Source organism: Pseudomonas sp. AC252, assembly GCF_979258105.1.
In genome coordinates this window covers 2,773,770-2,794,673 of the sequence record NZ_OZ409837.1, presented here as the reverse complement: position 1 = coordinate 2,794,673, position 20,904 = coordinate 2,773,770, and the positions used below count along the sequence as shown (strand labels likewise).

Genomic DNA, 20,904 nt, shown 5'->3' with positions numbered 1-20,904 from the left:
CGGGGCCGCCCTCGAGGGCTTCTCTCTACAGTCTCAAGGCGAACGCTTAGCGTCGCTTGGCCATCTCGTTGATGAAGCGGTCGAACAGTGGCGCAACATCGTTCGGGCCCGGGCTCGCTTCAGGGTGGCCCCGGAAGCTGAACGCGCTCTTGTCGGTGCGCTCGATGCCTTGCAGGGTGCCGTCGAACAGCGATTTGTGGATCGCGCGCACGTTGCCCGGCAGGGTGGCTTCGTCGACCGCAAAACCGTGGTTCTGGCTGGTGATCATTACAACGCCAGTGTCCAGGTCCTGCACCGGGTGGTTGGCACCGTGGTGGCCGTGGCCCATTTTCACGGTCTTGGCGCCGGAGGCCAGAGCCAGCAACTGGTGGCCGAGGCAGATGCCGAATACCGGCGTCTCGGTTTCCAGGACTTCCTTGATCGCCTGGATCGCGTAGTCGCATGGCTCCGGATCACCCGGGCCGTTGGACAGGAACACGCCGTCCGGCTTCAGCGCCAGCACATCGGCGGCCGGGGTCTGGGCAGGCACCACGGTGACGCGGCAGCCGCGCTCGACCAGCATGCGCAGGATGTTGACCTTGACGCCGTAGTCAAAGGCCACCACGTGATACGGCAGTTCGGAGGCTTCGATGGTCGCGTGGCTGTCGGTTTTCAGATCCCAGACAGTCGAGCGCCATTCGTATTGCTTCTGGGTGCTGACGACTTTCGCCAGATCCATGCCCTTCAGGCCCGGGAAGCCTTGCGCAGCGGCGATAGCCGCTTCTTCGGAGATGTTGTCGCCGGCCATGATGCAGCCGTTCTGAGCGCCTTTTTCACGCAGGATGCGGGTCAGGCGACGGGTGTCGATACCGGCAATTGCCACAACATTGTTGGCTTTCAGGTAATCGGACAGGGACATCGTGTTACGCCAGTTGCTCGCTACCAGCGGCAGGTCACGGATGACCAGGCCAGCGGACCAGACGCGGTCGGACTCGGCATCTTCCGGCGTGGTGCCGGTGTTGCCGATGTGCGGATAAGTCAGGGTAACGATCTGTTGGGCGTAGGAAGGATCGGTAAGGATTTCCTGATAGCCGGTCATTGCGGTGTTGAACACCACCTCACCAACGGTCTGACCGTCGGCTCCAATGGCTTCGCCGCGAAAAATGCTGCCATCAGCAAGGGCGAGTATGGCTGGCTTAGTCAAGAAGACCTCCCGTAAATAACGCATGAAAGGGCAATCGCAGGTTGTAAAAAAGCGGAGTGACGTATGGACACGTCACCCCGCTTCTTCACTGAAATTATTCTGCGCGCTTTTAGTGGACACACTAAAGCTGTAGCTTACAGAAAAGGGCGTTTTTGGTCCACCGCTAAAGAGCCCTAAAGGCCGGAGAATGCGACAGGTCGTCGCCAAGCGGTAAAAACCGGCGCAAAACGGGACGTTTGCGCCGGGTTCAGCAACGGCTCAACGCAGGTCGAGCACGTCCTGCATGTCGTACAGGCCCGGCTCGCGACCATCCAGCCACAGCGCCGCACGCACCGCGCCCTTGGCGAAGGTCATGCGGCTAGAAGCCTTGTGAGTAATCTCGACGCGCTCGCCATCGGCAGCGAACAGAACGGTGTGATCACCAACGATGTCGCCAGCACGCACGGTGGCGAAACCAATGGTTTCACGCTCACGCGCCCCGGTCTGGCCTTCACGGCCGTAAACCGCGACCTTCTTCAGATCACGCCCCAAGGCATCGGCAATCACTTCACCCATGCGCACCGCGGTACCGGATGGAGCATCGACCTTGTGGCGGTGATGGGCCTCCATGATCTCGATATCGACATCGTCGCCCAGCACGCGCGCAGCGGTGTCGAGCAATTTCAGGCAGAGGTTGACGCCGACGCTGAAGTTGGCGGCGAAGACGATCGGAATGTCCCTCCCCGCCTCGGCCAGCAATTGCTTCTCTTCAACACTGAAACCGGTGGTGCCGATGATCATCGCTTTGCCGTGTTTGCGGCAGAACGCGAGGTTTTTCAGGGTCACGGTCGGATGGGTGAAGTCGATCAGCACATCGAACTCTTCAACCACACGATCCAGATCACCAGACAGCGGCACGCCGATTCGGCCCAGCGCTGCCAGCTCACCGGCGTCCGCGCCGACCAGCGTGCTGTCCGGACGATCAACCGCCGCCGTCAGACCAGCGCCCGGCGTCTGCTGCACCGCCTCGATCAGGGTCTTGCCCATGCGCCCGGCGGCGCCCATCACTGCAATACGTCGCATGCCGACTCCTTACAAATCGCCGAAGAAACGCTTCACACCGTCGAACCAACCGGTGGTTTTCGGCGAGTGGCTGTTGTCGTCGGCCAGGGAGCTGCGGAATTCTTCCAGCAGTTCACGCTGACGACGGTTGAGATTGACCGGCGTTTCCACAGCGACACGGCACATCAGGTCACCGGCACCACCACCACGCACTGGCGCAACGCCTTTGCCGCGTACGCGGAATTGCTTGCCGGTCTGCGTGCCTTCAGGGATTTTCAGTTTGACGCGACCGTCGAGGGTCGGAATTTCCAGCTCGCCGCCCAGTGCAGCGTCGACGAAGCTGATCGGCACTTCGCAGAACAGATGCTTGCCGTCACGCTGGAAGATGTCGTGTTCGCGCACATTGATCACAACGTACAGGTCGCCAGTCGGCCCGCCCTGGGTACCCGCCTCGCCTTCGCCGGACAGACGAATGCGGTCGCCCGTATCGACACCGGCCGGTACTTTGACCGACAGGGTTTTGTACTCTTCGACGCGACCGTCGCCGTGGCAGGAGTCGCACGGATCGGAAATGATCTTGCCCTGGCCATGGCAGCGCGGGCAGGTCTGCTGCACTGAGAAGAAGCCCTGTTGCATGCGTACCTGGCCGATGCCGCCGCAGGTCGGGCACGTCGTCGGCGAAGAGCCTTTCTTGGCGCCGGAACCATCGCACGGCTTGCAGTTGACCAGTGTCGGCACGCGGATATTCACCGACGTGCCGCGCACCGCTTCTTCCAGATTCAGCTCCAGGGTGTAGCGCAGATCGCTGCCACGCTGAGCGCCGCCACGGGAACCGCCGCGACCGCCGCCGAAGAAGTCACTGAAGACATCGCCGAAGATGTCCGAGAAGTTCTGGCCACCGAAACCGGCACCGCCGCCGCCCATGCTCGGATCCACGCCGGCATGACCGTACTGGTCGTATGCCACGCGCTTGCTGGAGTCGGACAGTACTTCGTAAGCCTCGTTGGCCTCTTTGAACAACTCTTCCGATGCTTTGTCATCGGGATTACGGTCCGGGTGGTGCTTCATGGCCAGACGACGATAGGCCTTCTTCAGGTCCGCTTCGCTTGCGCCTCGCTCGACACCCAATACTTCGTAATAGTCACGCTTTGCCATAAGTTCTTTGCACTCTTAAGGACGTTCGGCAAACCCCTCCTGAGCCTCGCCAAACTCGTTGAGCCCCCATTAAGGCCCGGACCCAACTCACGTCAATTCAACGATCCTGGTCTTGATTGATGCGGTATCTGCGGCGCGAAAAGCAGGAGCATTCCCGGCCATACCGCCAGCATCCGAACGCTTTCGCATGCTGTAAAAATTCGCGTATTCCAGATACGCCAACGCGGGAGGCAAGCTCCCGCGCGGCGACATCCTACCAGTCACCGCCGCAAGGCAGTCAACCGGGCGACCAACAACTTACTTGTGGTCTTTGACTTCTTCGAACTCGGCATCGACAACGTCGTCAGCCTTCTCAGCCGATTCGCCTTGCGGGGCTGCGCCATCAGCTGGCTGAGCCTGTTCGGCGTACATCTTCTGAGCAACCGGAGCGGAGACTTTCGACAGCTCTTCAACCTTGGCTTCGATGGCAGCCTTGTCGTCGCCCTTGACGGCGGCTTCCAGGGCAACCACAGCAGCTTCGATTGCAGTCTTCTCTTCGGCGGTGACCTTGTCGCCCGCGTCAGCGATCATCTTGCGAGTCGAGTGCACCAGTGCATCACCCTGGTTACGGGCAGCGGCCAGCTCTTCGAACTTGCGGTCTTCCTCGGCATTCGCCTCGGCGTCACGCACCATGCGCTCGATTTCTTCGTCGGACAGACCAGAGTTGGCCTTGATCACGATCGACTGGGTCTTGCCGGTAGCCTTGTCTTTCGCGCCGACGTGCAGGATGCCGTTGGCGTCGATGTCGAAGGTCACTTCGATCTGCGGCACGCCACGTGGAGCTGGTGGAATGTCGGCCAGGTCGAACTTGCCCAGCGATTTGTTCTGTGCGGCTTGCTTGCGCTCGCCCTGCAGAACGTGAATGGTCACAGCGCCCTGGTTGTCGTCGGCGGTCGAGAACACTTGCGATTTCTTGGTAGGAATCGTGGTGTTTTTCTCGATCAGCGCAGTCATCACGCCACCCATGGTTTCGATACCCAGGGTCAGCGGGCTGACGTCGAGCAGCAGCACGTCTTTCACGTCACCGGCCAGAACAGCGCCCTGAATCGCAGCACCCATGGCAACAGCTTCGTCCGGGTTAACGTCTTTACGCGCTTCTTTACCGAAGAAATCGGTAACCAGCTTCTGTACCAGCGGCATACGAGTCTGACCACCGACCAGAATCACGTCATTGATCGCGCCGACGTCGATACCGGCGTCTTTCATGGCAATGCGGCAAGGTTCGATGGTGCGCTGAACCAGGTCTTCAACCAGTGCTTCGAGCTTGGCACGCGAGATTTTCACGTTCAGGTGCTTAGGACCGGTCGCGTCTGCAGTGATGTACGGCAGGTTGACGTCGGTCGACTGAGCGGACGACAGCTCGATCTTGGCTTTCTCAGCGGCTTCTTTCAGGCGCTGCATCGCCAGCGGGTCACCTTTGAGGTTCATGCCGCTTTCTTTCTTGAATTCGTCAACGAGGTAGTCGATCAGACGAATGTCAAAGTCTTCACCGCCGAGGAAGGTGTCACCGTTGGTGGCCAACACTTCGAACTGGTGCTCGCCGTCAACTTCAGCGATTTCGATAACGGATACGTCGAAGGTACCGCCACCCAGGTCATAAACGATCACGGTGTGATCGCCCTTGGCCTTGTCCATACCGTAAGCCAGAGCAGCTGCGGTTGGTTCGTTGATGATACGTTTTACGTCCAGACCAGCGATGCGGCCGGCGTCTTTGGTAGCCTGACGCTGGCTGTCGTTGAAGTAGGCCGGAACGGTGATCACCGCTTCGGTGACTGCCTCGCCGAGGTAGTCTTCGGCGGTCTTCTTCATCTTCTTCAGAATTTCAGCCGAGATTTGTGGCGGTGCCATTTTCTGGCCGTTCACTTCTACCCAGGCGTCATTGTTGTCAGCCTTGACGATCTTGTAAGGGACCATCTGGATGTCTTTCTGCACAACTTCTTCGTCGAAACGACGACCGATCAGACGCTTTACCGCGTACAGGGTGTTGTGCGGGTTGGTGACAGCCTGACGCTTGGCCGACTGACCTACCAGAATTTCGCCATCATTGGCGTAAGCGATGATCGACGGCGTGGTGCGCGCGCCTTCAGCGTTTTCAATAACTTTGGCTTTGCCGTTTTCCAGCACGGAGACGCAGGAGTTGGTAGTCCCCAGGTCGATACCGATAATTTTGCCCATGTTCACTCTCCCGAAACTTTGGATTTTGTTGCCGCAGCAGTGGTGGCTGACTGCGGTAGCACTTAAACGCTTGACTTCTAAATGGGGGCCTTGCGGCTAATTTCAAGCCTGCTCGTCAATCGAAGGCGAAACCGGTGCCGGCGCCTTGCTGACCACGACCATCGCCGGGCGCAGCAGGCGACCATTGAGCTGGTAGCCCTTCTGGAAAACCTTCAACACGCTGTTCGGCTCGACGTCAGCACTTTCCTGCATGGCCATCGCCTGATGGTGAACGGCGTTGAACGGTTCGCCATGCGGATCGATCGCTTCAAGCTGGTAGCGCTTGAGGGTGTCGTGGAACATTTTCAGGGTCAGTTCGATGCCTTCGCGCATCGGACGGATGCTTTCGTCGTCCGGGCTCGACAGCTCGAGGCCGCGCTCCAGGCTGTCGACGATCGGCAACAGGTCGCTGGCAAATTTCTCAAGGGCAAACTTGTGCGCCTTCTCGACGTCCTGCTCGGCCCGGCGGCGAACGTTCTGCAGATCGGCAGCAACACGCAGAGACTGATCCTGCGCGGCGGCCAATTGCTCTTCGAGCACTTGCACACGGGTCGCCAGGTCGTCACCCGAACCTTCGGGCGCCTGATTGGCATCTGGGTTTTGCGTATCTACTGTCTGTTCGTCAGCCATAGAATTCTCCTTTCAATTTCGTCCGCGAGCCTGACTCGCGCTTCTGCCCCGATATATGGGGCCGCAAAATCAGGCTTCAAGGGCTGAAAACAATTGTCCCTACCAAAAAGTGCTGAATACTCATTCTTGAATGCGCTAAGAAAACGCTTCTATCAAGCAAATCGAGCTAAGCGAGAGCATTGTCAGGCCTGAACAAAACACTGTATAAATAACCAGACCTCAAGCCTGGGAGCGGCCTTTATGCTGGTGCACCTGTCCGTACACAACTACGCCATCGTTGAACATCTCGATCTTGAACTCGATCGCGGGATGAGCGTGATCACAGGGGAAACCGGCGCCGGCAAGTCGATCATGCTCGACGCCCTGGGCCTGACGCTGGGCGATCGCGCCGACAGCGGCGTGGTTCGCCCAGGCGCTGACAAAGCCGACATTCTTGCCACCTTCGATCTCGCTGATATCCCTGAAGCCAGCGCCTGGCTGGCCGAGCGCGACCTGGAACACGACGGGCCGTGCATCCTGCGCCGGGTCATCACTTCGGAAGGTCGTTCGCGCGGCTATATCAACGGCACGCCCTGCCCGCTTAGCGACCTCAAAGCCCTCGGTGAGCTGCTGATCGATATCCACAGCCAGCATGAACATCAGTCACTGCTGAAAACCGACACCCATCGCCGCCTGCTCGACGAGTACGCCGGCGCGACTGATCTGGCCCGTCAGGTGCAACTGGCCGCACAGCGCTGGCGCCAGACTCGCCAGGAACTGGAGCGGCTCTCCAACTCCGGCGACGAACAGCGCGCACGTCATCAACTGCTCAGCTATCAGCTCGAAGAACTGGAAAACCTCGGCCTCGGCGAAAACGAACTCGAGCAGTTGGAACAGGAACACAAGAACCTGACCAACGCCGAGACCTTGCTGGGCATTTGCCGGCAAGTGGTCGAGCAGTGCAGCGAAAGCGATTCAGGCAATGTGCTGAATGCGCTGACCGCCAGCCTCAATCGACTTTCCAGCGTGAACAGCTCGGTGGGGGCGCTGGGTGAAGCCAGCAGCCTGCTGACCAGCGCACAGATTCAGGTGGAAGAAGCGGTCGGCGAGCTCAACCGCTTCCTTGATAACTTCGATGCCGACCCGGCTCGCCTGCAATATCTGGAAGAGCGTCTCGACGCGATCTACACGTTGGCGCGCAAACACCGGATCCAGCCCACCGAAGTCGGCGAGATGCAGCAGAAGCTGCTGGATGAAATCGAAACCCTCAACGCCAATGATGAATCCATCGAGCGCTTGGGTGAAGAACTGGCTTCCTACGCCCGTCACTATCAAGAGAAAGCGCGCGAGCTGAGCGACCTTCGTCATCAAGCCGCCGGCAGCCTCGCCAGCGCGGTGGAGCAGGAAATCCAGCGCCTGGGCATGCCGGGTGGTCGCTTCACCATCGAACTGAAAGCCAACAGCAGCGACGAGTTGCTGCCGAACGGGCTGGAACAGGTTGAACTGCTGGTCAGCGCCAACCCCGGCCAACCGCTCAAGGCGCTGGCAAAAGTCGCCTCCGGTGGTGAGCTGTCGCGGATCAGTTTGGCGATTCAGGTGATTACCGCACAGACATCTCGTGTGCCGACGCTGGTGTTCGACGAAGTGGACGTAGGCATTGGTGGTCCGACTGCCGAGATTGTCGGCCAGTTACTGCGCCGTCTCGGTGATCGCGGCCAAGTCTTGACCGTGACGCACCTGCCGCAAGTGGCGGCGCAGGGGCATCAGCATCTGTTCGTGCACAAGGTCCGCGACGAGAAGGCGACTCACACCGCCGTCGCCAAGCTCACAAAGAACGAGCGCATCGAAGAAGTCGCACGCATGCTCGGCGGTATCGACCTGACCAAGGAATCCCTGGCTCACGCGAAAAAAATGGTGGTGACTGCCAAGGCTTAATAAAGAGTAGAAAGCACGAAGGCGACCCTTGGGTCGCCTTCGTTCATTTCGCGAATGTGAAATTCGCGCGACATGCTTACTTTTTCTTGCGTACGTACAGCACCAGGTTGTGATCAACCATCTCGAAGCCATGCTTCTCGACGATCGACTTCTGAAGTTTTTCGATTTCTTCGTCGAAGAATTCGATCACTTCACCCGATTCCACGTTGACCATATGGTCGTGGTGGCCACCGTCAGCCAGTTCGAAGACCGCGTGGCCGCCGTCGAAGTTGTGGCGGACCACGAGGCCGGCCGCTTCGAACTGGGTCAGAACACGGTAAACCGTGGCCAGACCGACGTCCTCACCAGCTTCCATCAACGCCTTGTAGACGTCTTCGGCACTCATGTGGCGCTGCTCGGTAGAGTCGAGCATTTGCAGGATCTTGACCCGTGGCAGGGTCACTTTGAGGCCGGCTTTGCGTAGTTCGCTATTTTCAACCATGGTCAGCTTTCTCGCGATGCTGCTTCGCAGCTTCTCTTAATGCGGGTATGATCGGCGTTTACGTTGTCCCAGCCAAGATAGTGGAAGTCGCCCACCGATGCAAAACACCAAGCTCTTGCTAACCAGTTTCACCTTTGTGGGACTGCTCGCACTCGCCGGTTGTTCATTCCCCGGGGTTTACAAAATCGACATCCAGCAGGGCAATGTCGTCACGCAGGACATGATAGACCAGTTACGCCCGGGAATGACCCGGCCGCAAGTACGGTTTATCATGGGCAACCCTCTGCTTGCCGACACGTTCCATGCCGATCGCTGGGATTATCTGTACAGCCTGCAACCGGGTGGCGGTGAACGCCAGCAGGAACGAATCAGCGTTATCTTCAATTCCAATGACCAGCTTGTCAGCCTGTCCGGTGACTTCATGCCCGGCGTGAGCCGTGACGAAGCCATTCTCGGCAAGGACAGCGGCACGAACGTGACCGCGCCTGCTGAAAACACCGACAAGCCAGAAGCTGAAAAGCCAGCCAAACCAGGCTCCTTGCTGGATCAGATCCAGAAGGACGTCGATGGTGTGGAAACCGTACCGGTTCCGACACCAGAGCCGCTGGACACCTCGCCGCAGTAATAGGCGAGGCAATAAAAAACCCGGACATTCCGGGTTTTTTATTGCCTGCCGTTTGGCCTGATCAAATATTCCGCGCTTTCGCCTCAGCAGCCTTGGCCGCACGCAAGCGTCGAACTTCTTTGGGATCCGCCAGCAGCGGTCGATAAATTTCGATGCGATCGCCCGCCTGCACAGCGCGAGAATCGGCGTCAGCCACGACCTTGCCAAAAATCCCCAGCGGGCACTCCGCCAGATCCAGCTCAGGAAACTCGGCCGCGATGCCCGATGCGTGCACCGCCGCCCGAACGCTGACGCCTTCAGCGACGCTGATCGCACGCAGAACCTGGCGATCAACCGCCGCGTACACAACTTCTATCTCGATCACCGGCTCAACCATGCATCTGCTTGGCGCGCTGGCAAAAAGCATCCACCAACTGGTTAGCCGCCTGATTGAACAGCGGGCCCAACGTAGCGCGCACCAACGGCCCGGCGTAATCGAACGACAGATCCAGACTGATCTTGCAGGCCTTTTCGTTCAGCGCCTTGAATACCCAGATGCCGTGCAACTGAGTGAACGGGCCTTCTTCAAGGTTCATCTCGATCGACTGCCCCGGCACCAGCGTATTGCGCGTGACGAAATGCTGACTGAGGCCGCCCTTGGCCACGCCGACGCTGGCGCGCATATGTTCCGCCGAGCTTTCCAGCACTTCAGCCTCCGAGCACCACGGCAGAAACTCCGGGTAACGCGCGACGTCGTTGACCAGTTCGTAGAGAAACTGCGCCGGGTACGGCAGGAGCGCGGATCGTTGGATATGTGTCGTCATGTAAGCGTTACTTCCAGAGCTGAGCGGCAAAGACTACAAGAATGCCGATAGGCGCCACGTAGCGCATCAAGAACAGGGACAGGGCAAACAGAACCGGGTTACGGATGGACAATTCATCCCGCACCGCTTCACGCCCCATCACCCATCCCGCGAACAGCACGAAACACAAGCCACCGAGGGGCAACATGATCCGCGAGGTGAAGAAATCGATCACGCCGAAGAAGTCGAGACCGCTCTGCGCACCCCATTGATAGAGGCTGAACGCCCCGCCTTCGTTCACGAAAAACTTGGCTTCCTTCCAGATATTGAAAGAAAACACTGTACCCAGACCGACAAACCAGCAGGTGAACGCCAGCCAGAAAGTCACCCAGATGCGGCTGATTTTAGTGCGTTCAACCAGGTAAGCCACCATCGGTTCGAGCAGGGAAATAGCCGAACTCCAGGCAGCCACCGCGACCAGCACAAAGAACACCACGCCCATCAACTGGCCGAAAAAGACATTACCAAAAGCAAACGGCAGGCTGACGAACATCAGTCCCGGACCTTCGCTTGGGTTCAGGCCAGCAGCGAACACAATCGGAAACAGTGCCAGACCGGCGACCAGCGATACGAAAGTATCCAGCAGCGCAACACCGACCACCGTGCCCGACAGCGAGGTGTTCTTCGGCATGTAAGCGCCGTAGATCATGATCGAACCGACGCCGACGCTCAGCGAGAAGAACGCGTGCCCCATCGCCGGCAGCAGGCCGTCGAGGACTTTTTCCGGGTGGAAGTCGAACATGAAATGCACGCCTTCCATGAAATGCCCGGTGGTCATGCTGTAACCCAGAAGCACCAGAATCATCACGAACAGCAGCGGCATCATGATCCGCAGGCTGCGTTCAAGCCCGGCGACTACGCCTTTGGCGATGACGAAGGCCGACAGCAGCATGAAAATCGTGTGCCAAAGTGTCAGGCGCCATGGATTGGAGATGACATTGCCGAAATAGGCGCCGACCTGATCGGCCGTGGCGCCCTGAAAATCGCCACGGCCCATGTCGACGATGTAGTCCAGCGACCAGCCGCCGACCACGCTATAAAAAGACAGGATCAGCAGGGCCGTGATCATTCCGGCAAACGCGCCCCACGACCATTTCGCCGAGTGTCCCGCCTCCAGCGCCAGCACCTTCAAGGCGTTCGCCGGACTTTGCCGGGCGCGCCGGCCGATCAGGGTTTCCGCGAGCATGACCGGGACACCGATGAGCGCAATAAACGCCAGGAACATCAGCACAAAGGCGCCGCCGCCGTAGACCCCGACCATGTAGGGGAACTTCCAGATACTACCCAGTCCCACGGCCGAACCGGTCGCGGCGAGTATGAATACCCAGCGGCTAGCCCAACTGCCGTGGACAGAAACCTTGTCTGTCGACATCGTTTATCACGCCCAAGCGTTAGAAAAAGAGGCCGCATTGTCCGGGATTCACTCAACCTGCTCAAGCACGCAGCAACACCGTAGCCGACAGCCGAACAACTCCATATAATGCCGCCCCTATGGCTAAACAGAAGAAACACCCAACAGGGACCATCGCGCAGAACAAAAAGGCGCGACACGATTACTTCATCGAGCACAAGTTCGAGGCTGGTCTGGTCCTGGCCGGCTGGGAAGTAAAAAGTCTGCGGGCGAGCAAGTTGCAGCTGGTCGACAGCTATGTGCTGCTCAAGGACGGCGAAGCATGGTTGCTCGGCAGCCACATCACGCCGTTGATGACCGCAAGCACTCACGTCATCGCCGACCCGGTGCGCACACGCAAACTGCTGCTCAACCGCCGCGAGCTGGACAAGCTCGCCGCCGCCGTGCAGCAGAAGGGTTACGCCTGCGTCTGCCTGTCCTGGTACTGGAGCAAGCACATGGTCAAGTGCGAAATCGCTCTGGGCAAGGGCAAGAAGGAATACGACAAGCGCGACACCGAACGCGAGCGCGATGCCGGGCGTGAACTGCAGCGAGCGGTGCGCAACAAGGGCAAGGAAGATTAGTTTTCCACCCTGATCGTTCCCACGCTCTGCGTGGGAATGCATCCCGTGACGCTCCGCGTCACAACGCGGACGCAGAGCGTCCATTGCTGTATTCCCACGCAGAGCGTGGGAGCGATCGTTTGCAGAACTAACTGACTACATCCCCTTGCGCCGCTCCGCCCGAGCCATGCGCTGCACCTCCTGACGCACCTCTTCCAGCACTTCCTGCACATACAGAATATGTCGGCTGGACACTTCCCGCGCCTGCTCCGCACGCCCTTCGATAATCGCCAGATACAATTCCCGATGCTGCGAGATCAGCATGTCGCGGGTTTCCGTACGCTGCTTGTACATGCCGCCGATATTGGTGACGACGTTGCGCTTGAGCAGGTCGAACAAGCCGCGAATCGTGTGCAGCAAGACGGCGTTATGGCTGGCCTCGGCAATCGCCAGGTGAAACTTCGCATCCGCCGCGCCCTCTTCCGCCCGGCTGACTTCTTCATGGCGCGAGTAGCAATCCTGCAGCTCTTCGAACGCAGCAGTCAGGCGCTCACGATCAACATCGGTAGCGCGCAATGCGGCGTAGTAGGCGCACGATGCCTCCAGGGTGTGGCGGAATTCGAGCAAATCACGCTGCGCTTCGGGATTGCTCTCAAGTAGTTGAAGCAGTGGATCGCTGAACGTTGAACCAAGGCCTTCCACCACATAATTACCGCCGCCCTGGCGACTGACCAACAAACCTTTGGCCGCGAGTTTCTGAATCGCCTCGCGCAACGATGGACGTGATACGCCAAATTGTTCGGCCAGCGTGCGCTCAGCGGGAAGCCGCTCGCCCGACTTCAGCGTGCCCTCAAGGATCATCCCTTCGAGGCGCTCGACAATATCGTCAGACAAACGGCGCTGACGTATCTGATCAAAGCCCATAACTCATTTCTCCACGATCCCGACCGCTCGCCGGGGTGTCTATTCTGGCCTATCCGCGCGCCGCCGACACCTGCCAGACGCCAGTTCGCCAAAGCGGATCAGTTGCCCCCTGCACCGCATCTTCGACGAAAGATTCAGGGCGGCAAATTGACACACCGCCACCAAGGCTTTTACCCTAGCCGACAGCGCTTGTAAATTGGTCTTACCAATTATCCAAGATTGCTCACAGTGCCTGACCAACAACAATTAGGGGCCACCCCACTATGCAAACCTGGCAACAGCTCTACAGCCCGCTCGGCAGTCTTGGCGTCTCCGCTCTCGCAGCCGTCATTCCCATCGTGTTCTTCTTTCTCGCCCTGGCGGTGTTCCGCCTCAAAGGCCACGTGGCCGGCAGCATCACCCTCGCACTTTCGATTGCCGTGGCGATTTTCGCCTTCCAGATGCCCGTGGACATGGCCTTCGCCGCCGCTGGTTATGGTTTCGCTTATGGTCTGTGGCCGATTGCCTGGATCATTGTCGCGGCGGTGTTCCTCTACAAACTGACGGTGAAAAGCGGTCAGTTCGAGGTCATCCGCAGCTCGGTCCTGTCGATCACCGATGACCAGCGCTTGCAGGTGTTATTGATCGGTTTCTGCTTCGGTGCATTTCTGGAAGGTGCCGCCGGTTTCGGCGCGCCGGTAGCGATTACTGCCGCATTGCTTGTAGGACTGGGCTTCAATCCGCTGTACGCCGCCGGTCTCTGCCTGATCGCCAACACCGCGCCGGTAGCGTTCGGCGCACTGGGGATTCCGATCATCGTTGCCGGTCAGGTCACTGGCATCGACGCCTTCAAGATCGGCGCCATGACCGGTCGCCAGTTGCCACTGCTGTCGCTGTTCGTGCCGTTCTGGCTGGTGTTCATGATGGACGGCCTGCGCGGCGTGCGGGAAACATGGCCGGCCGCGCTGGTGGCAGGCTTGAGTTTCGCCATCACCCAATACTTCACCTCCAACTTCATCGGCCCGGAACTGCCGGACATCACCTCGGCACTGGCCAGCCTGATTTCCCTGGCCCTGTTCCTCAAGGTCTGGCAACCACGTCGCGCCGCCGGCCAGCACATCGTTGGCGCCGTATCCGCTTCGGTGGTCAGCGCCAGCGTCGGCGGCTTCGGCCAGAAGCGCACCACCGTCGCTTCGCCCTACAGCCTCGGGGAAATTTTCAAGGCGTGGTCGCCGTTCCTGATCCTCACTGTGCTGGTGACGATCTGGACGCTGAAGCCTTTCAAAGCGATGTTCGCTGCCGGCGGCTCGATGTACGGCTGGGTGTTCAACTTCGCGATTCCGCACCTTGATCAACTGGTGATCAAGAATGCGCCGATCGTGGCCAATCCGACCGCCATTCCAGCAGTGTTCAAACTCGACCCTATTTCCGCCACCGGAACCGCGATTTTCTTCTCCGCGTTGATTTCGATGCTGGTGCTGAAGATCAATTTCAAGACTGGTCTGACCACTTTGAAAGAGACCTTCTACGAACTGCGCTGGCCAATCCTGTCGATCGGCATGGTGCTGGCGTTCGCCTTCGTCACCAACTACTCCGGTATGTCCTCGACCATGGCCCTGGTGCTGGCGGGTACTGGCGCGGCGTTCCCGTTCTTTTCGCCATTCCTCGGTTGGCTGGGCGTATTCCTCACCGGTTCGGATACTTCGTCGAACGCGCTGTTCAGTTCGTTGCAAGCGACCACCGCCCACCAGATCGGCGTCAACGACACTTTGCTGGTGGCGGCCAATACCAGCGGCGGCGTGACCGGCAAGATGATCTCGCCGCAATCGATCGCCGTGGCCTGCGCCGCGACCGGTCTGGTCGGCAAGGAATCGGATCTGTTCCGCTTCACCCTCAAGCACAGCCTATTCTTTGCAACGATTGTCGGTTTGATCACCCTGGCTCAGGCCTACTGGTTCACCGGCATGCTGGTGCACTAAACCTACAAGAAAGACGGAAATAACCGACGCCGGCCCGTGATCCGGCGTCAGCAATTCACCACCGGGTCTGTAAGGCTGCTGAAAGCAACGCGCTTTATATTCGGCAGCCGCAGCAGACGGATAACCGGGCCCACCCGGAGACACGCCTGATGAGCGAGCTTTTTTACAACGCTGTGCCGAACGCGACCCGCGTGGCACCGCCACTGCCCGAACCTCGGCAATACCCCAGCGAAAAACCGTCGCGGGTCTACCTGTTCGGCACGTGTGTGGTCGACCTGTTCTACCCGGAAGCCGGGATGGACGCGATCCATCTGCTGGAGCGCGAAGGGATCCGGGTCGAATATCCGCAAGGGCAGAGTTGCTGCGGCCAACCGGCTTACACCTCGGGTTACACCGAGCAGGCGCGGACGGTAGCGCGCTCGCAACTGGCGCTGTTTGCCGGAGATTATCCGGTGGTGGTGCCGTCGGGTTCCTGCGCCGGCATGCTGCGTGAGCATTACGCCGACTTGTTCAAGGACGAGCCGGAAACATTGAAACAGGTGCAGGCTCTCGCAGCGCGCACTTATGAACTGGCCGAGTTTCTGCTGTTCGTCTGCAAGGTGCAGCTCAAGGACAGCGGCGCACCGGTGAAAGTCGCGCTGCACACCTCATGTTCGGCACGCCGCGAAATGAATACCCACCTGCACGGCCGCGAGTTGTTGGCGCAGTTGAGCAATGTGGAGCGGGTCAATCACGACCACGAAAGCGAATGCTGTGGCTTCGGCGGAACATTCAGCGTCCGTATGCCAGACATTTCCGGCGCGATGGTGGCTGACAAGACCCGCGCACTGAAGGAGTCCGGCGCGCACAAGGTACTGAGTGCCGACTGCGGCTGTTTGATGAACATCAACGGCGCGCTGGAGAAACAGCAGCAAGCGTTACGCGGGCAACATCTGGCGAGCTTTCTCTGGCAGCGAACCGGAGGTGCACAATGAGCACCTCGACGATTATTCCTACGGTCGCCGTAGAAGAAGATTTCCGCACCCGGGCACACAATGCCTTGGGTGATCAGCAGTTGCGGAACAACTTCCGCACTGCCATGGATTCACTGATGACCAAGCGGGCAGCGGCTTTCAGCGATGCCCACGAAAGAGAACACCTGCGCGCACTGGGCAATTCGATCAAGGCCCGCGCGCTGTCCAAGTTGCCCGACCTGCTCGAGCAACTGGAACAGAACCTGACCCGCAACGGTGTGACAGTGCACTGGGCGGAAACGGTGGACGAGGCCAATGGCATCGTCCTCTCGATCATCCGCGCTCACGAGGCGCGGCAAGTGATCAAGGGCAAATCGATGGTCAGCGAAGAGATGGAGATGAACCATTTCCTCGAGGCTCGGGACATTGAATGTCTGGAGTCCGACATGGGGGAATACATCGTCCAGCTCGACCACGAGAAGCCTTCACACATCATTATGCCGGCGATCCACAAGAACGCCGGTCAGGTCGCGTCCTTGTTCCACGACAAACTTGGCGTGGAATACACCAAGGACGTTGACCAACTCATTCAGATCGGTCGCAGGGTCCTGCGGCAGAAATTCTTCGAGGCCGACATCGGCGTCTCCGGCGTCAACTTCGCCGTGGCCGAAACCGGCACCCTGCTGCTGGTGGAAAACGAAGGCAACGGGCGCATGACCACCACCGTGCCGCCGGTACATATCGCCGTGACCGGCATCGAAAAAGTCGTGGAAAACCTGCGCGACGTGGTGCCGCTGCTGTCACTGCTGACGCGCTCGGCGCTGGGCATTCCGATCACCACTTACGTCAACATGATCTCCGGCCCGCGCAAGGAACATGAACTCGACGGCCCGCAGGAAGTGCATCTGGTCCTGCTCGACAACGGTCGCAGCCAGGCCTTCGCCGACAGTGAATTGCGCCAGACCCTGAACTGCATCCGCTGCGGCGCCTGCATGAATCATTGCCCGGTTTACACCCGCGTCGGCGGCCACACTTATGGCGAGGTCTACCCGGGGCCGATCGGCAAAATCATCACCCCGCACATGGTCGGCCTGGCCAAGGTTCCGGACCACCCGAGCGCGTCCTCACTGTGCGGCGCCTGCGGTGAAGTCTGCCCGGTGAAGATTCCGATCCCCGCCATCCTGCGCCGTCTGCGCGAGGAAAACGTCAAAGCCCCGGACGCGCCGAATCAGGTGATGCGCGGCCAGGGCAGCAAGTATTCGCGCAAGGAGCGTTTTATCTGGAACGCCTGGGCCAGACTCAACAGCTCGCCAACGCTGTACCGCTTGTTCGCTTTTTTCGCCACGCGCCTGCGCGCCCTCACGCCGAGCAATGTCGGCCCTTGGACGCAAAACCACAGCGCACCAAAACCGGCCGCGCGTTCGTTGCATGACATGGCCCGCGAGCATCTGGGCAAACAGGGAGAGCGTCGATGAGCGCCAAGCAAAATATCCTCGGCAAGCTGCGGAAAAGTCTGACCGGCACCACGCCGATCACCGACAACTTCGATGTCGACCTGGTCACCCAGCCCTACACCTACAGCGCCGAGCAACGCATCCCGCAATTGCGCAAACTGATGGAAGCGGTGCACACCGAAATCCACCTGACCTCGGCCGAGGAGTGGCCGGCATTACTCTCGCAACTGCTGCGCGACCGCCAATTGCCGAGCCTGCTGATCGCACCGACTACACCGCACGGGCAACGCATCACACAGCACTGGGCGAACAATCTCGAGCTGCCAGAACTGAAGTCCTACGACCGCCCGATGGAAGAGTGGAAAGCCGAGCTGTTCAACGACACCCCGGCCAGCCTCACCGGCACCCTCGGCGCGATCGCCGCGACCGGCAGCCTGATCATCTGGCCTACCCGTGAAGAACCGCGCTTGATGAGCCTGGTGCCGCCAGTGCATTTCGCCCTGCTCAAGGCCAGCGAAATCCGCGACAACTTCTATCAGGTGCAACAGGAATTCGAATGGGCACAAGGCATGCCGACCAATGCGCTGCTGGTCTCCGGCCCGTCGAAGACTGCCGATATTGAACAGGTCCTGGCGTATGGCGCGCATGGCCCGAAAGATCTGGTCGTGCTGATTCTGGAGGATCAATGAGTCTTCCTGCCGCTTTCCTGCGTGATGCCGAGCAACTGATTCCAGCACATCGGCGCTTCGACGATCCGCTGTCGACCCTGGCCTTCGGCACCGACGCCAGTTTCTATCGGCTGATCCCGAAACTGGTGATCCGCGTCGAGTCCGAAGACGAAGTGGTGGCGCTGCTGCACCTGGCCCAGCGCGAGAAGGTGCCGGTGACCTTCCGCGCCGCCGGCACCAGCCTGTCCGGGCAGGCGATCAGCGACTCGGTGCTGATCGTGCTCGGGGATAACTGGAACGCCCGCGAGATTCGCGGCCAGGGCACGCAGATCCGCCTGCAACCGGGCGTGATCGGCGCGCAGGCCAACGCCTGGCTGGCACCGTTCGGACGCAAAATTGGCCCGGATCCGGCGTCGATCAATGCCTGCAAGATCGGCGGCATCGTCGCCAACAACGCCAGCGGCATGTGCTGTGGCACCGCGCAGAATACCTATCACACCCTGGCCGGGATTCGTCTGGTGCTGGCCGACGGCACGCGCCTCGACAGCGAAGACCCTGCCAGCGTCGCGGCATTTCGCTCCAGCCACGGAGAACTGCTCGAACGCTTGGCGACTTTAGGCCGCGAGACCCGCGCCAACGCCGAGCTGGCCGCGAGAATTCGCCACAAATACCGTCTGAAAAATACCACCGGCCTGTCGCTCAACGCCCTGGTGGATTTCGACGAGCCTGTGGATATCCTGAGCCACCTGCTGGTCGGCTCCGAAGGCACGCTCGGCTTCATCAGCGCGGTGACTTACGACACCGTCATCGATCACCCGAACAAGGCCTCGGCGCTGATCGTGTTCCCTGATGTCGAAACCTGCTGCAACGCGGTGACCGTGCTGAAAAGCCAACCGGTATCCGCCGTGGAACTGCTCGACCGACGCAGTCTGCGCTCGGTGCAAGACAAAAAAGGCATGCCCGCTTTCGTACAGCGGCTGTCGGAAACTGCCTGCGCGCTGCTCATCGAATCCCGCGCCGCTTCGTCAACATTGCTGCAGGAACAACTGGCGCAAATTATGGCGTCCCTGCGCGATTTCCCCGTCGAGAAGCAGGTCGACTTCACCGAAGACCCGGTGGAAAACGCCCGCCTCTGGGCCATCCGCAAAGACACCTTCCCCGCGGTCGGCGCCGTGCGCAAAACCGGCACCACCGTGATCATCGAAGACGTGACCTTCCCGGTCGAACAACTGGCCATCGGCGTCAATCGCCTGATCGAGCTGTTCGACAAACATGCCTACGACGAAGCGATCCTTTTCGGACACGCCCTGGAAGGCAATCTGCACTTCGTCTTCACCCAAGGCTTCAACAGCCCGGAAGAAATCGCACGCTACCAAGCGTTCATGGACGACGTCGCGCAACTGGTCGCCGTGGAGTTCGGCGGCTCGCTGAAGGCCGAACACGGCACCGGCCGCAACATGGCGCCGTTCGTGGAACTGGAATGGGGCAGCGACGCCTATCAACTGATGTGGCAGCTCAAACGCCTGCTCGACCCGAGCGGCATTCTCAATCCGGACGTGGTGCTCAGCGAAGATCCGCAGATCCACCTCAAGCACCTGAAACCGCTGCCGGCGGCGGACGAGATTGTCGACAAGTGCATCGAATGCGGCTTTTGTGAACCGGTCTGTCCATCGAAAGGCCTGACCCTGAGCCCGCGCCAGCGCATCGTGATCTGGCGCGATATCCAGGCGAAAAAACGCGCCGGCGTCGACACCACCGAACTGGAAAAAGCCTACGACTACCAAGGCATCGACACCTGCGCCGCGACCGGCCTGTGCGCGCAACGCTGCCCTGTAGGCATCAACACCGGCGAACTGGTGAAAAAGCTCCGTGGCCGAAACGCCACGCATCAGAAAACCGCTGACTGGATCGAAGGAAATTTCGCCAAGACCCTGCAAGGCGCGCGCTTCACTCTGCACGTCGCCAACGGTGCGCGAATGATGCTCGGTGCGCCGCGTCTGGCGAAGTTGTCGGCGACGCTGACGCGCTTGTCCAAAGGCCAGGTGCCGCTGTGGACCAACGCCATGCCACAGCCGGAAAAAGCCATTCGCTTCAGCCCGAGCGTGGCGGACGAGCGCCCGCGCGTGGTCTATCTGGCGGCTTGCGTGTCGCGGGTGATGGGTCCGGCGGCGGGCGACAAGGAACAGATGTCGCTGTACGACAAAACCCGTGGCCTGCTGGAAAAGGCCGGTTACCAGGTGGTCTTTCCCGACAACCAGGACAACCTCTGCTGCGGTCAGCCGTTCGCCTCCAAGGGCTACGCCGAACAGGCCGAGCACAAGCGCCAGGAACTGATCAGCGCCCTGCTCCACGCCAGCCGCGGCGGCCTCGACCCGATCTATTGCGACACCAGCCCGTGTACGCTGCGACTGATTCAAGACATCGGCGAAACGCGGCTGGATCTGTACGATCCAGTGCGCTTCATCCGTACGCATCTGCTGGATCGTCTGGACTTCACACCCCAGGAAGCGCCGATTGCCGTGCACGTGACCTGCAGCACTCAGCACTTGGGCGAAAGCCAGGCGCTGATCGATCTGGCGCGCAAATGCAGCAACACCGTGGTGATTCCCGAAGGCATACATTGCTGCGGATTTGCCGGCGACAAAGGCTTCACCACACCGGAGCTGAACAGCCATTCGCTGCGTACGCTCAAGGATGCGGTGCAGCATTGCAGCGAGGGGATTTCTACCAGCCGCACCTGCGAAATCGGCCTGACCCAGCATGGTGGCATCGACTACCACGGGCTGGTTTATCTGGTGGATCGGGTGACGCGGGCAAAGTCGTCTGAAGAAAAATAGAACTCTTGAGCGAGACGGCAATCCACAGAACAG

18 protein-coding genes are annotated in these 20,904 nt (G+C 59.8%); 8 read left to right on the top strand and 10 right to left on the bottom strand.

The window, feature by feature from the left end; genetic code table 11:
* Nucleotides 1-46: 46 nt before the first annotated feature.
* From carA to grpE, 5 genes are all read right to left on the bottom strand, one after another.
* Nucleotides 47-1,183, bottom strand: a complete 1,137-nt coding sequence (gene carA / locus ACZZZ4_RS12700; RefSeq protein WP_463547964.1) for a glutamine-hydrolyzing carbamoyl-phosphate synthase small subunit — start codon at nt 1,181-1,183, stop codon at nt 47-49.
* Between the two features lie 258 nt (nt 1,184-1,441).
* Nucleotides 1,442-2,245 carry a 4-hydroxy-tetrahydrodipicolinate reductase gene (gene dapB / locus ACZZZ4_RS12695; protein ID WP_463537503.1) on the bottom strand — a complete coding sequence of 268 codons (804 nt, stop codon included), beginning with the start codon at nt 2,243-2,245 and terminating at the stop codon, nt 1,442-1,444.
* Between the two features lie 9 nt (nt 2,246-2,254).
* Nucleotides 2,255-3,379 (bottom strand): molecular chaperone DnaJ, encoded by a 1,125-nt coding sequence (gene dnaJ, locus ACZZZ4_RS12690; RefSeq protein ID WP_415763664.1) that lies wholly within the window; start codon nt 3,377-3,379, stop codon nt 2,255-2,257.
* A 297-nt stretch (nt 3,380-3,676) separates the two neighbouring features.
* Nucleotides 3,677-5,593, bottom strand: a complete 1,917-nt coding sequence (gene dnaK / locus ACZZZ4_RS12685; protein ID WP_310408124.1) for a molecular chaperone DnaK — start codon at nt 5,591-5,593, stop codon at nt 3,677-3,679.
* Nucleotides 5,594-5,695: 102 nt separating this feature from the next.
* Nucleotides 5,696-6,262, bottom strand: a complete 567-nt coding sequence (gene grpE, locus ACZZZ4_RS12680; RefSeq protein ID WP_039759570.1) for a nucleotide exchange factor GrpE — start codon at nt 6,260-6,262, stop codon at nt 5,696-5,698.
* A 240-nt stretch (nt 6,263-6,502) separates the two neighbouring features.
* On the opposite strand from grpE, the gene recN reads away from it, so the two are divergent.
* Nucleotides 6,503-8,176, top strand: coding sequence for a DNA repair protein RecN (gene recN / locus ACZZZ4_RS12675; protein WP_463547963.1), 1,674 nt, complete (start codon nt 6,503-6,505; stop codon nt 8,174-8,176).
* Between the two features lie 76 nt (nt 8,177-8,252).
* Here recN and fur read toward each other — a convergent pair whose 3' ends face one another.
* On the bottom strand, nt 8,253-8,657 hold the full coding sequence (fur, locus tag ACZZZ4_RS12670) for a ferric iron uptake transcriptional regulator (RefSeq protein WP_016771770.1): 405 nt from the start codon (nt 8,655-8,657) through the stop codon (nt 8,253-8,255).
* 97 nt (nt 8,658-8,754) lie between these two features.
* On the opposite strand from fur, the gene ACZZZ4_RS12665 reads away from it, so the two are divergent.
* Nucleotides 8,755-9,282 (top strand): outer membrane protein assembly factor BamE, encoded by a 528-nt coding sequence (locus tag ACZZZ4_RS12665; RefSeq protein WP_039759575.1) that lies wholly within the window; start codon nt 8,755-8,757, stop codon nt 9,280-9,282.
* A 61-nt stretch (nt 9,283-9,343) separates the two neighbouring features.
* Here ACZZZ4_RS12665 and ACZZZ4_RS12660 read toward each other — a convergent pair whose 3' ends face one another.
* From ACZZZ4_RS12660 to ACZZZ4_RS12650, 3 genes are read right to left on the bottom strand one after another with little or no spacing between them, the layout of a single operon-like run.
* Entirely contained in the window at nt 9,344-9,658 is a 315-nt protein-coding gene (locus ACZZZ4_RS12660; protein ID WP_463547962.1) for an RnfH family protein, read from the bottom strand.
* Nucleotides 9,651-10,085: a type II toxin-antitoxin system RatA family toxin gene (locus ACZZZ4_RS12655; RefSeq protein ID WP_463547961.1), complete on the bottom strand. Its 435-nt coding sequence runs from the start codon at nt 10,083-10,085 to the stop codon at nt 9,651-9,653. Before ACZZZ4_RS12655 ends, ACZZZ4_RS12660 begins: the two co-directional genes overlap by 8 nt.
* A 7-nt stretch (nt 10,086-10,092) precedes the next feature.
* The gene (locus ACZZZ4_RS12650; RefSeq protein WP_463547960.1) at nt 10,093-11,496 is read right to left on the bottom strand and encodes a sodium-dependent transporter; all 1,404 of its coding nucleotides are present in this window, start codon (nt 11,494-11,496) and stop codon (nt 10,093-10,095) included.
* Between the two features lie 119 nt (nt 11,497-11,615).
* Between ACZZZ4_RS12650 and smpB the strand changes: the two genes are divergently transcribed.
* Nucleotides 11,616-12,098 (top strand): SsrA-binding protein SmpB, encoded by a 483-nt coding sequence (smpB, locus tag ACZZZ4_RS12645; RefSeq protein WP_007953781.1) that lies wholly within the window; start codon nt 11,616-11,618, stop codon nt 12,096-12,098.
* A 135-nt stretch (nt 12,099-12,233) separates the two neighbouring features.
* On the opposite strand, the gene ACZZZ4_RS12640 is transcribed toward smpB, so the two are convergent.
* On the bottom strand, nt 12,234-13,001 hold the full coding sequence (locus ACZZZ4_RS12640) for an FCD domain-containing protein (protein ID WP_016771775.1): 768 nt from the start codon (nt 12,999-13,001) through the stop codon (nt 12,234-12,236).
* A gap of 263 nt (nt 13,002-13,264) precedes the next feature.
* Here ACZZZ4_RS12640 and ACZZZ4_RS12635 point away from each other — a divergent pair, with 263 nt between their 5' ends.
* The 5 genes from ACZZZ4_RS12635 to ACZZZ4_RS12615 all read left to right on the top strand — a co-directional run bounded on the left by ACZZZ4_RS12635 (nt 13,265) and on the right by ACZZZ4_RS12615 (nt 20,871).
* Nucleotides 13,265-14,959 (top strand): lactate permease LctP family transporter, encoded by a 1,695-nt coding sequence (locus ACZZZ4_RS12635; RefSeq protein WP_463547959.1) that lies wholly within the window; start codon nt 13,265-13,267, stop codon nt 14,957-14,959.
* Between the two features lie 149 nt (nt 14,960-15,108).
* Complete coding sequence (locus ACZZZ4_RS12630; RefSeq protein WP_463547958.1) at nt 15,109-15,933, top strand: (Fe-S)-binding protein; 825 nt, start codon at nt 15,109-15,111, stop codon at nt 15,931-15,933.
* Nucleotides 15,930-17,387: a LutB/LldF family L-lactate oxidation iron-sulfur protein gene (locus ACZZZ4_RS12625; RefSeq protein WP_463547957.1), complete on the top strand. Its 1,458-nt coding sequence runs from the start codon at nt 15,930-15,932 to the stop codon at nt 17,385-17,387. The genes ACZZZ4_RS12630 and ACZZZ4_RS12625 overlap by 4 nt, the downstream gene beginning before the upstream one ends.
* Complete coding sequence (locus ACZZZ4_RS12620) at nt 17,384-18,055, top strand: LutC/YkgG family protein (RefSeq protein WP_463547956.1); 672 nt, start codon at nt 17,384-17,386, stop codon at nt 18,053-18,055. The genes ACZZZ4_RS12625 and ACZZZ4_RS12620 overlap by 4 nt, the downstream gene beginning before the upstream one ends.
* Nucleotides 18,052-20,871: an FAD-binding and (Fe-S)-binding domain-containing protein gene (locus tag ACZZZ4_RS12615; RefSeq protein ID WP_463547955.1), complete on the top strand. Its 2,820-nt coding sequence runs from the start codon at nt 18,052-18,054 to the stop codon at nt 20,869-20,871. The genes ACZZZ4_RS12620 and ACZZZ4_RS12615 overlap by 4 nt, the downstream gene beginning before the upstream one ends.
* The last annotated feature ends 33 nt before the right edge of the window (nt 20,872-20,904 follow it).

Bases quoted from the DNA above. Each gene is read 5' to 3' on its own strand.
- dapB (WP_463537503.1), bottom strand. From the start codon at position 2,245: ATGCGACGTATTGCAGTGATGGGCGCCGCCGGGCGCATGGGCAAGACC.
- dnaJ (WP_415763664.1), bottom strand. From the start codon at position 3,379: ATGGCAAAGCGTGACTATTACGAAGTATTGGGTGTCGAGCGAGGCGCA.
- dnaK (WP_310408124.1), bottom strand. From the start codon at position 5,593: ATGGGCAAAATTATCGGTATCGACCTGGGGACTACCAACTCCTGCGTC.
- grpE (WP_039759570.1), bottom strand. From the start codon at position 6,262: ATGGCTGACGAACAGACAGTAGATACGCAAAACCCAGATGCCAATCAG.
- recN (WP_463547963.1), top strand. From the start codon at position 6,503: ATGCTGGTGCACCTGTCCGTACACAACTACGCCATCGTTGAACATCTC.
- fur (WP_016771770.1), bottom strand. From the start codon at position 8,657: ATGGTTGAAAATAGCGAACTACGCAAAGCCGGCCTCAAAGTGACCCTG.
- ACZZZ4_RS12665 (WP_039759575.1), top strand. From the start codon at position 8,755: ATGCAAAACACCAAGCTCTTGCTAACCAGTTTCACCTTTGTGGGACTG.
- ACZZZ4_RS12660 (WP_463547962.1), bottom strand. From the start codon at position 9,658: ATGGTTGAGCCGGTGATCGAGATAGAAGTTGTGTACGCGGCGGTTGAT.
- ACZZZ4_RS12655 (WP_463547961.1), bottom strand. From the start codon at position 10,085: ATGACGACACATATCCAACGATCCGCGCTCCTGCCGTACCCGGCGCAG.
- ACZZZ4_RS12650 (WP_463547960.1), bottom strand. From the start codon at position 11,496: ATGTCGACAGACAAGGTTTCTGTCCACGGCAGTTGGGCTAGCCGCTGG.
- smpB (WP_007953781.1), top strand. From the start codon at position 11,616: ATGGCTAAACAGAAGAAACACCCAACAGGGACCATCGCGCAGAACAAA.
- ACZZZ4_RS12640 (WP_016771775.1), bottom strand. From the start codon at position 13,001: ATGGGCTTTGATCAGATACGTCAGCGCCGTTTGTCTGACGATATTGTC.
- ACZZZ4_RS12635 (WP_463547959.1), top strand. From the start codon at position 13,265: ATGCAAACCTGGCAACAGCTCTACAGCCCGCTCGGCAGTCTTGGCGTC.
- ACZZZ4_RS12630 (WP_463547958.1), top strand. From the start codon at position 15,109: ATGAGCGAGCTTTTTTACAACGCTGTGCCGAACGCGACCCGCGTGGCA.
- ACZZZ4_RS12625 (WP_463547957.1), top strand. From the start codon at position 15,930: ATGAGCACCTCGACGATTATTCCTACGGTCGCCGTAGAAGAAGATTTC.
- ACZZZ4_RS12620 (WP_463547956.1), top strand. From the start codon at position 17,384: ATGAGCGCCAAGCAAAATATCCTCGGCAAGCTGCGGAAAAGTCTGACC.
- ACZZZ4_RS12615 (WP_463547955.1), top strand. From the start codon at position 18,052: ATGAGTCTTCCTGCCGCTTTCCTGCGTGATGCCGAGCAACTGATTCCA.